We start from the raw sequence: 11,504 nt of genomic DNA, 5'->3' as shown, positions 1-11,504 counted from the left end.
TTATAGTCGATATATCCAGATTATCTCTAGTTTCTATCTGAATATAGGTGGATGTCGCGACATCTTCAAACAGCAGTTGCGGATTTTCATCGAAAACGAGCAAATCATCTGGTTCTGCTTGAAGTGATGCTAAATCTGAAATTTCTCCAAAACTGATATTTTCTATAGCCGATACATCCACAGTATTATCTGTAGTTTCCATCTGAATATATGTGGATGTCACTACATTTTCAAACAGCAGTTGCGGATTTTCATCGAGAGAGTTGAATGAATCAAATACTAGATCAACAGCAGATATCTCTGGGGGCTGATTAGTAAATTCTGGAATAAAATCTAAAGCTTCTGGTTGTTGCGATCGCTTGATAATTTCTTCCCCTACATGCTGCCCTAATAAAGGTGTTTCAGGCGCAAAAGGCTGTATGCGAGCGCTGATTGCAGGCGAAATAGTTGAGTTACTAGGTGTTAACTCATCAAAGAAATCATCTGCAGAATCTGATGATAATATCAAATCTAACTGCTCTTGCTCCTGGAAATTGATATCAAAATCTTCTTCTATATCAAAACTGGCTATAGGAGAAGGTATTGACTGCTGACTATCGGCAAAAATATCATTAGTCGCAGCAAACAAACTCTCCTCTAACGCCCTTTCCACATTTTCCTCAATTAAGGAATCGGATTCGTCCTGTTCCTCTGTGGTTTCCTGGTTCCAGAAGTTGTTCAGATCATTTTCTGATTCAGAAAACTCAGGTGCTGCTGGAGATGTATCAAATAAATCACCGAGTTTTGGTTCACTTGTAGCCAGTAGTGATTGTTCTTCCGTTTCAGCAAATAGACTCTCTAGAGACAAGCCTGTTTTCTGGGGTAATTCTATGTAGTCACTAGGGGTAATTTCTTCTACCCAATTTGCATTTCTAGTTTCTAAGAATAAGTTATCAAAACTATTTTGTTGGTTGGTAGATAGTTCTACAGAGGCGTTCGCCTCTGTTTCTGGTTGAGTTACTTCGCCTGTAGGTAATAGTTTTATATCATCTAGCGCCAGTGTCAATAAATCTTCAACCACATTGTTTTTGTTGACATCAGGAGGCAGATTTATATGATTAGAAATATCAATAAATTCTTGTAAATCTTGGGAAGAAGAGTCTAAATTTATATCAAGTACGTTAATATCGTTTAACTCTAAAGTCGTAGCAGATGTTTGTTGATTTTGCGGTTCTGAATTCTCTTTTTCTAGGAAATTTTCGCCAAATAATAGGGATAAATCTTCTGTCGTGGCTGTGGTTGTTGGGTGCTGCTCGTTGCTTGTGTTTTCATCAAAGGAGAGAAAATCGGATAAATCGCTATGAGCATCCTCAACGTCTGTGCTGCTGAAATCAATCCCAAAATCATCGGTGACAGCAATTAAGGTTTCTTCTTGATGCCAGCTCTCATCTAGTTCAGGAGTATTACCATCAAATAAATCGGCAAGGGTATTTAATTCAGCTATTCCTACCTCTGGCCCATTGGGGTCAAGATTGCTACTGATTGGATGTACTTCGTCATGTGTGGTGAAACTAAGACTAGTGTGAGTAGCAGCGTTTAGCGATGTCTCTTGTTGAACGTGGGCGCGATCGCTAGTATCCTTCTCTAGATTAAGTTCTTCAGTTGTCTGGGCTAGGTTAGTTAGAACTAACGGCTCGGTGTTATCAGAAAGAATTGGCTCTGACGCAGTTGATGATTCTGTCAAAGGCTCAGACTGTTCATCAAACAAATCGGTGGTAACTTCTAATAACTCAATTTCTGCAAAGTTCAAAAGCGCTTCTAGTTGCTGACTAATTGCAATTTCGGCTTCCCTACCTTGCAGGACTAATTCTTGAGCTTGCTTGATTTCGGTAATGACAATTTTAGCTAACGCGAGATAGGTATTTTCAGGATTACCGATCGCACTGGCTGCTGCTTGACACAAACCACACCACTTGGACAAGTTCCAAGTTAACCCAAGTCTGACTAACTCGTAACAGCATTCCTGAAGGTTTTGTCGAGTTGAGGGTGTTGTTGTTTGCTTAAACAGTTGTAACATTTCCCGCAGTCTTTGCAGCACCTGGGCTTGAAATTCACCCCAATTCTTATTTTCTTTGGCGGTGAGAGGCGATCGCGCAGCGTTGTCTCGCACCTCTTGGGGGGCTACCGACAAGGATATTTCTGGAGATTCCTGATGGGTGCCTTCTGCCAAACTGGGAATATTTTGCCGTTGAAAAAATTCTGTAAGTGTAAAGACATTCTCTACAGAGGTTGTTTGTAGTTTTGTTGTGCTAGCTACTCCATTTTTTCCTTGTTCTACAAGTAGTTCCAGATGCTGATAGAGCCATTGAAAGACTGGCTCAGTTTCTGACATCAAAGTATTAGCTGCATCTTCAGAAAGACCATAAGGTCCGCTCAAATGCTCTAACAGCGCTTTCAGGGTATCAGATACACCGAGAAATAAAGACTCTAACTTTTGGTCAATCTGAACTGGATTATCTTTGAGAACTTTAAAACAATCTTCCAGACGGTGGGAGGTATGCTGGATGCTAGTCAATCCAAGCATCGCCGCTCCTCCTTTGATAGAGTGAGCCGCCCGGAAGACTTCACTGATCATTTCCGGGTCGTTGAGAGTACCCTCTAAATTCAGCAAGCCCTGCTCAATGGTATTCAGGTGATCCCTGGCTTCTTCGATAAAGTAACCCAAAATCCGCTGTTGTTGTTCCGGCAGCATAGTTTTTTAGTCATTAGTCATTGGTCATTGGTCATTAGTCATTAGTCATTAGTCATTAGCAAATAACAAAGGACAAAGGACAAATGACAATTTATCTAGTTTCTGTAGTTTCCACTCGGAAACGTTCAACGGAGGCGATCAAGTCACGGGATACACCTACTAGGTGTTGTAGGGCACCTGAAACTCGCTGTGCTTCCTGGGAAGTTTCTTGGGCAGTAAGTTCTACTGATTGCATTACATGAGCGACGGCGCGGGAAGTTTCAGTTTGTTCCACAGTGTCGCTGGTAATCGAGCGTACAAGAATATCGATGCGATTTGCCACTTGAATAATGTTTTCGAGCGATCGCTTGGCTTCTTCTGCCAATTTTGTACCTTTAATTACTTGTTGTGTGCCTTCTTCCATCGCGGTCATTACAGAGCCTGTTTCGCTTTGGATTTGCATCACAATTTGTTCAATTTCCTTCAAGGATTTAGCAGATTTGTCTGCTAACTGGCGCACTTCGTCTGCTACGATCGCAAACCCGCGTCCAGCTTCTCCTGCCCTTGCCGCCTCAATACTAGCATTGAGTGCCAGTAAGTTTGTTCTGGAAGCAATTTGGGAAATTAACGCCACAATTTTAGAAATTTCTTGAGAAGATTCCGCCAACCGCTTCACTTTTCGGGTGGTTTCGGCAACGGTTTCTCGAATTTCCAAAATCCCCGCCACAGTATTTTCTACTGCTTCGCCACCTTTGAGAGCGATCGTGCTAGCATCACGAGCAACTGTTTCAGCTTCCCGCGCCGCCTCTGCTACGCGCTGAATCGAGTCAGTCATTACCTGTACAGAATTTAGCGTCACCGCCAACTCTTCTGCTTGGCGCAAAGCATCACTAGATAAGGCTCTAGCAAAGGTTTCAGAGTTGGTTGCACCTTTTGTTACATCCTTCGCCGCCACTTTTACCTGTTGCACAATATCCCGCAGGTTTTGAATTGTCAGGTTAAAGGCGTCAGCTACCGCTCCCAATACGTCGGCTGTAACTTCAGCTTGGACTGTTAAATCACCTCTAGCAGCTCCTTCCACATCATCCAAGAGGCGAATTACCTGGCGTTGCAGGTTTTCTTTAGCTTCCTCTTGTTCATCGGCTTTTCGTTGGGCTTCACTTGTGGTTGTGAAAATTACCCGCGCCATTTCATTAAAGCCAGTAGCTAAATGACCCAATTCATCTTCGGAAAACACTGTGGCCTGAGCATTCAAATTTCCTTGACGTACAGCCTCAAACTGAGCTTGGAGATCATCGGTTGTGCGGCGAATTTGTTTAAGTGCAAGATTTCCCATGACACCTGCGGTAGCAAAACCTGCAATCCCAGCTGCAAGTGACATTGCCCAACCAGTGTTCCGTACTGATTCTCGTTGTTGGGCTGGCGAGAATGTGGTGGCGACAAAGCTAACTGTGGCTACAACCAGCGCCGAGACAATGCCCACACTTCCAGCAATTAACCATTGTTTCCTTTCTATGGAGGCATTCTCTAATGGTGCTAACCATCCTTGCTCGACGGTGACGTTGGGTTCTAGTTTCGAGACATCTGTTTGGCTAAAGACTGGAACTCCTTCATGGGAACCAGTCATTGTGAATAGTTCTTCTTCGCGATCGCTCGCTGCACTACTCGCAGAAGCCTCCACGGCTGGAGAACGTCCACTGCCACTGGTTTGTGATCCAGCAGAATGCATTGCAAGATCGCCAAAGTTAGAATCTCCTTCGAGCAGGTCAAACCCTGGAATGTTACCTAAATCATCAAATTCCTCAAAGTCATCTAAAAATTCTATATTGCTCTTAGAATTTTCTCCATTTAGTATATTGCTGGAGTCTTCATAAGAGCTTAAGCCCTCTGAGCCAAAGGCAGACTCAAATGCTTCCATATCAAAATTATCATCCTCATCAAAGCTATTTTTACCGATACTTTCGCCTGATTTAAACTGCTTTTCTTTTACAGGGAGATTGCTGTTAAAAGATGAAGTATCATCCGATAAATTTGGTGCAAAAGCTTCTTCTGCTGCAAAATTTTTTGACTTCAACCAATCGGTTGCTTCAGTTTCAGGCAAGTCATATTGACTGTTATTCTTTTTTGAAGAACTATTTTTACGTTCTTCTTGAACCAGAATTAAAGTTTCATCTCCTAAACTAGAGTCTGTATATTCTAAGTTACCCAAATTAGTCTCTAGAGAATTTAGCTCACTCAACGAATCAGGGAAATTATTATCCTTATTCCTAGTTTTGGAATTAGCAGATGAAGAGTTATTATTGTCAATAGCTGAATTATTGTAATCAAAATTCATTCCATTATTGGAAAAATGACTATTTTCTAATACTTCTTCGTGGTTTTCTTCTGATACATCTTCCTCCCAGAAAGCAGGCAACTCTAATTCTCTTTTTTCTTGAAAATTGCTGCTGTTTAACTCTTGTTCCTGTAGTTCTTCATTTAAGGCAAAAGGATCGTCACCAAAAGCTTTAGGAGAATCGGATATTTTTACTGTTGCAATAGTATCTTCTGTTGGTATATCAAATGGACTTTTTGATGATATTTCTATAACGCCATTAATAGTTTCTTGATGCTCTCCAAAAAAGTTTAAATCAAGGTTATTGCTGTCAAAATCCTCACTAGCGCCCAAATCTTCTAATTCTTGTTCGCTATCTGCCAGTGGATCAGACATCTCTGGATAATTGATTTGCTCTTGACTATCTAATGTATCAATTTCACCACCAAATGATTGTAAATATTGGTTGATATTCTCAATTCCATTATTTGCAAAACCAATAATTTCTTGATCGTTAGTCAAGCCTAATACCTGTTGATATTCTTCTTTTGCTACATCATACTGTTGCAAAACATAGTAGATATGACCCCGCAATAAATGAGAGTTGGGGTCATTTGGTAAATTTTGCACCACTTGGTCAACTAAAGTGGCGGCAACCTCATAATTCCTTTGAACATAGGCGGTCATCGCCTGTTGATACGTTGGCTCGTAACTATCAATACTTGCTGCCATTTCCTCCTCCAATTTCATCCTGCCCACCTAGCACTCCGTAAAATTGCCATTTGATCGAGCAGTCGCAGACACTGATTGTTTTTAGCATCTAATAACCACTCTCCACGTAAAAAGGGAGCCATAGTATCTGGAACACTAGTTGGTGGCATGAGATTCTGGACATCCAACCAGTCCATACCACCAATTTCTTCTACTGCTAAACCCACTACTGTGTCTTGCTCTTCAATGGCAATCACCGGAATTTCAGCTCTATCCGTGTTTAATACACTTGCTTCCCCAAGAAATTGACCCAAATCAGCTACCCAAATAACTCGACCTCGTAAATTTAGAGTACCCAAAAGTAAAGGAGAAGCATTAGGAATTGGGGTGATTCTATCAGGACTTAGTTCAATTACCTCCCGAATGCCAGTTGCTTGTAGTGCAAACTCTTGATGCGAGGGAATGTAAAACCTCAAATGTAACTCACCTTCAGGACTTTCTACTTGTAATTCTGGTCGGAAATGGTCTTGACCACTGCCACTTAAAAAGTCCGGTTTGCTGACCATATTGCTTTTGTCCTTATCCTCGCAGCAGTTGTTTGACTGTTCCCACCAACTCGGTTGGTTGAAATGGTTTGGCTATGTAGGCGTCTGCACCTTGCTTCATGCCCCAATAGCGATCAAATTCTTCGCCTTTGGAAGAACACATAACCACAGGGACATTTTGGGTTTTTGGATCGGATTTTAAGCGCCGACAAACTTCGTAGCCGTTCATTCGGGGCATGACAATATCCAATACCACTAAATCGGGAGGTGCTATTTGAATTGCCTCTAATGCTTCTAATCCGTCACTGGCATGGGTTACTGTTAGTCCAGTTGCTTTCAGGAGGTCTGTAATCATCTCCCTTTGCGCGATACTGTCTTCCACAATCAGAACTGTACTCATAAGTGTCTATTTACCCCCTGATGTAGACGTTCCTATTTGGAACATTCTTTAAATTCCCCCGCAAGTATTAACTGTATAAATTAATTGTATGTTCTCACTATTTTCCTGGATATTAACGTTTCACTAAGTTAGCTGACTCTGTGATAACATCTTTTAACTGATCTTTTAGGAGATCAACAAATCTTCGATCTCTTTATATGCTCTATACCCCCTCGATTTGCTCTCTTTGTAGCGTAAAGCCTTTAGCATAGGTTCTCTACGAGACGTTACACGAATGCTTAGAGCGAATCATTGAGCGTCTTTTAGATTGTTCAATCCAAAATCCAAAATCCAGAATCTAAAATTATTCTGCCCAATTCCCAATGCTCTACTTTCATTAGTTGTTAATATATTTCTCTACGAGCATAATTAACTCAGTGTCTGTAAATGGTTTTGTTAAATAATCTGTTGCCCCGACCATACTAGCTTTGACTCGGTCAATAAATCCATCTTTACCAGTGAGCATGATAATCGGTGTAAGCCGAAATGCTCTTGAATGTCGTAGCATGGCGCAAACCTCGTACCCCTCCAATTCCAACATGGCAATGTCGCATAAAATTAAATCCGGTTTGAGTTGAAAAACCAGACTCAGTGCCTCTAAGGGATTGCTGAGAGCGATCGCTTCATAACCTTGTGATTGTAAGATAGAATTTATAGTCTCACCGATGGCGATCGCATCGTCAATACATACTATCCGCCCCCTGTGTTTTCCCTTCAATTCCTTGTTATCAGTGTGGACATTTAGATTAAAAGTATCTAAATATACTAATTGAAGCCAACTCTGTTGCACATAAGGATATATTGCCTTGGCGACTGTCAAAATGTCTCGGTTAAGATAGCGAGCTAGTTGACGCAAGGATGTTTTACCATCAGCCCAATGTTGTAGCTTACTTACGGTTGCTTCTGGTAGCGAGGATTGTAGGTGAACTTTGTCAGATAACACTGGCAATTGTTCTGGAGAGTGAATATGTGGATACAGCTGCTTCCACTCTTGCACCTGCTTCGTAATTTTTGTAACAAATGGAGCAATCTCGAAACTATTTAATTGCGGGGCAAGTGCCGCACTCTGATGGAAAATGAAGTTCCCTTGGTGTAAACTTAATAGGTCAAATAGAGTTTCATGTACCAAGCCGTGAATGATACTACCAGCGATCTTGGGATTGATAATATTCCGCTCCAAGAGTGCCCACAGATAGGCATACTCTGGCGCGTCGGTTGATGGTAAGGAGGCAATTTGTTTATCGGTAAGTCGCATCTCGACTCGATAATGACGTAAATAATCGCTAATTCTGGATAAATTACTCTCACCTTCTTGGCAATAAATAATTTGACCATTGAGGAAAAAGACGAACCAAGACTGTTGTTTGAGGCGATAAATGCTTGCTCCCTCTCCACCCAGTTTGTTGTTATGGTGAGAGCTAGTAGCTCTGACCCATAGTTGCCCAGTTCGCTGTCCCAACTCAATCAATTGCAAAATACTGCAAATATCAATTTCATTTAAATTTCCTTGCATTTACTTAAAAAATACTCCTTGTAATGCCGTTAATATTATTTTTAAATGGGTTTGGGCTGAAGTTGACACATATAAGCAATGTTCCCTACGATCTGTTGCATCTAAAAAAGAACTGCTATAGATTCAGCTATAAAGTTTAATCTTTCGTAATACACTTTGACAAAGCTAGTGTTAACACGGAAGTCATCATCACTGTCATCAGTACAAAATATAAAGGCGCGACCAACTCACTTTTATAAATATCAAGACGTAATATCTCGCGTCTATAGTTTTGTCTGTCTTGTTCTCCTAAACTTCGGTTCAGTGAAACAAGTTAACAGAATTATTTAAGGTATATCCCAAAACATAAACTTTAAGTGCATCAATAAAGGACTAACGGTGTGCTGTATTTAGCAGAAGTACAAAAACAGAAAGGTGGTTTACTCAGTGGCGGTGGCAAAACTGAACTGAAACTATTAGCTTGTCAGCGAACTGACCAGAATTGGAATACTGTGTCAGAAGAAGTGATTGCTGCCGAGGAGGCAAACAAATTAAATGATGGTGCTTTAGTACTGGTTGAACTGAATCCAAATCGTCAAGTGCAACGGATTCAAGAAGCAGGGCGGCCACTAGTCAACATTTTGCAGAATTTTTCCCGCCAATTGGAGAAATTTAAGCTTAAGGAAGATGAAATTGATCAGTGGAAGCAATCGCTAACGTTTCAGGCGCAAGAGTTGAATCGCCGTGAAATGGACATGGAAGTACGCTCTGAACAGTTGCAAAATATGGAGGATGAGTTGCAACAACTGGAGCAGCAAAAACAGGAAGTTGACACATCCCGTCAGGAAATTGAACAGTTACAAACAGAAATAGAACGCAACCGCCTAGAATTGCAAGGCGCTTGGGAGCATTTGCGGGGTGAGCAGCACCGCCTAGAGGAGCGTCAAGCAGATTTCCAACAGGGGACGGTTTTAGATCAAGAGCAAAGTCGGGTAATGAGTGAGTTACTTGATCGCTTATCTAGTCGTGTTGCTCCCACCGAAACAGTCAGAGAACACTTGCATCTGGCCTTTGAATTGGTCGAAAAGCAGCAAGCGACTCTTACCCCGCACTGGCAAAAACTGGAGGAGCAAAAAACTGCGATCGCACAACAGCAAGCAGAAGTTGAGCGTTTGTCACAAACCTTGAGCGATCGCCAAAATGCATTGCAACAAGCACAAAATTCTCTAGTTCAGCAAACAGCCCAATTGCAGATAAACACAGCAGACTTTAACAGCAAGCAAGAGTATGCTCGGATAATCAAAGAGCAGTTACGAAATGCCGAAGAGTTATATCAACAAATTCACTCTTTAGCTGCAACCTCTGGTGATATAGTTCTTAGCCAAGAAGCTGATGTGAAAGCTTTGGAGAAAATGCCTTTAGAAGAACTGCAAAAGATAGTCCAAGATTTGCAGTATAAGTTAGAAATAGACGCTAGCTTTGTTCACGATCAAGAACAAGAATTGAAATATAAAGAACAAGCTATAGAAGAACTACAAAATAAATTAAATCATGCATCTGATCATGACCATATCAATTTGGAACTGGAACTAACAGATGAAAAAGACCTTTATCAGATGCTAAACTCCAGTTTGGTGGGACAACGCCGCAATATGTTACAGCATCAAAAGTTTCTCAAGCAACACCAAGCTGTATTGCTGCGGCGACAAGGACATACTGTTATTGATGAAGAAGAGGGTAATAAAGTTAATTTAGAACCGATTCTGTTACAAATTGAAACCCAGCGACAACAATATTCACAGGAAGTCCAAAAGCTAGAACGTGAAATTGATCAGATTCGTTCTGGTATTGAGCTAAATCAGGGAATGATTGACAATCAAACTCACGATTTGGATGAAAAGCGCCAAGAACTCAAAGCGATGGAGGAAAACTTGCTATCCCTAAGAAGAACAACTGCTGAATGTTGTGGTCGAGTGAATCTTTATCAAGAAGCACTACAACCAATTCAGGATTGTCTAGATGGATTACGGCAAAAGCTGCAAGGAATTGGAGAATCTTTGGATCAATTCCAGAAAACTGGTGATTATCAAATCCAAGCGATCGCTCAGTTGCGTCATACTCTCCAAAGTTTAACATCTCAGCCACAATTACTAGCGTCTTAATAAGGAACGCGGATTTAATAAAGTACAAAACCTTACTTCAAACCCCTTTGTTTACTAAGAGGGGAGACTTTGACTTCGTCAAAGGCGGGGTGAGGTTAAAAACCATATTTGGATGTTATTTAACGTGAGTTAGACGGATGTTAGGGGCTAAAAGCCTTATAAATTAAGGATTGTTGAAACAAAAGTTCGTAGCAAATTACGTATTATTAGTTAAGAATAAGGTCAATAATTGGCAAATTTATTGGTTACTGATTTTATTCTCAATAAAATCAAAAATTTTTAGGAACCAATAGTTTCTAGACAATATACTGCATAAGGGTTTCAGGCTTTAAAGTTCATCAAAGTCACGTTTATTTACTTTACATTCCTAAGTTAAGAACGGTGTAGGGGCACAGCATTGTAAACAAAAAATTCCCGCCCATGCTCTCGTCTTTTAGCATTTTTATATATGCAAACTATCCACACTGGAAAAGTTACTGAACTATATTTATCGCTGCTTTATTGTGTAACTAGTATTCTAACCCCGCCTACCTACCTCTAATTAATTGTTTAGTTTCACCATGTTTGCCTCGAATGATAGCTGGCATTTCAAATGGAATATCTAGAGCTTGCAACCATCTAATTACAGGTACGCAGAAGAATTCTCGGTCTAAATATAATCGCTCAATTCTTAGGTTTCAAGGCTCAATTAGTGCTAAGAGATAAGTGATAATTGCCACCAAACTTTTCGATATACTGAAATTATGTATACATTTTTAACTGCGTATTGCAATACGCAGCTACGATGGGATATTTTTTCAGTTGGAAGTCCCTTAAAACCAGGCAGTTAATAAAGAGAGAAATAAATAACTATGAGTACGATAGCAATTAACCCACCTGGTGTAGTCTACCAGCCTACACTGGATGGAATTTCGACTTTTATGGTAGGAAGTAGCAGTCATCTATATGACAAATTTTACAAGGGTAGTCAATGGGTAGGGGAAGACCAGGGAACATCACACAGCACAGTAGCAATAAAAAAACCACCCAGCACAGTAGCAATCAACTCACCTGGTGTAGTCTACCAGCCTACACTGGATCGAATTTCGACTTTTGTAGTAGGAAGTAACGGTCATTTATATGACAAGTTTT

The 11,504-nt window shown here is 40.8% G+C and carries 7 protein-coding genes; 2 read left to right on the top strand and 5 right to left on the bottom strand.

Annotation, left to right across the window (positions count from 1 at the left end):
• The 5 genes from V7L20_RS03125 to V7L20_RS03105 all read right to left on the bottom strand — a co-directional run.
• Window positions 1-2,731 (bottom strand): Hpt domain-containing protein (locus tag V7L20_RS03125; protein WP_334742666.1); only part of this gene is annotated, 2,731 nt, incomplete at its 3' end.
• A gap of 91 nt (window positions 2,732-2,822) precedes the next feature.
• Window positions 2,823-5,756 (bottom strand): methyl-accepting chemotaxis protein, encoded by a 2,934-nt coding sequence (locus V7L20_RS03120; RefSeq protein WP_334742665.1) that lies wholly within the window; start codon window positions 5,754-5,756, stop codon window positions 2,823-2,825.
• A 14-nt stretch (window positions 5,757-5,770) separates the two neighbouring features.
• On the bottom strand, window positions 5,771-6,301 hold the full coding sequence (locus tag V7L20_RS03115; protein ID WP_334742664.1) for a chemotaxis protein CheW: 531 nt from the start codon (window positions 6,299-6,301) through the stop codon (window positions 5,771-5,773).
• 13 nt (window positions 6,302-6,314) lie between these two features.
• A complete protein-coding gene (locus tag V7L20_RS03110; RefSeq protein ID WP_069073698.1) occupies window positions 6,315-6,680 on the bottom strand; it encodes a response regulator transcription factor in 366 nt (121 codons plus the stop codon).
• 376 nt (window positions 6,681-7,056) lie between these two features.
• A complete protein-coding gene (locus V7L20_RS03105; protein WP_334742663.1) occupies window positions 7,057-8,232 on the bottom strand; it encodes a response regulator in 1,176 nt (391 codons plus the stop codon).
• Window positions 8,233-8,612: 380 nt separating this feature from the next.
• Here V7L20_RS03105 and hmpF point away from each other — a divergent pair, with 380 nt between their 5' ends.
• Together hmpF and V7L20_RS03095 are read left to right on the top strand one after the other, a co-directional pair.
• Complete coding sequence (gene hmpF, locus V7L20_RS03100; protein ID WP_334742662.1) at window positions 8,613-10,373, top strand: pilus motility taxis protein HmpF; 1,761 nt, start codon at window positions 8,613-8,615, stop codon at window positions 10,371-10,373.
• Window positions 10,374-11,224: 851 nt separating this feature from the next.
• Window positions 11,225-11,504 (top strand): hypothetical protein (locus tag V7L20_RS03095; protein ID WP_334742661.1); only part of this gene is annotated, 280 nt, incomplete at its 3' end.

The sequence above is a fragment of the Nostoc sp. genome, from assembly GCF_036916735.1.
Taxonomy (GTDB): domain Bacteria; phylum Cyanobacteriota; class Cyanobacteriia; order Cyanobacteriales; family Nostocaceae; genus Nostoc.
Note: the sequence above shows the minus strand (reverse complement) of the source record. Positions and strands in the feature narration are given on the sequence as shown.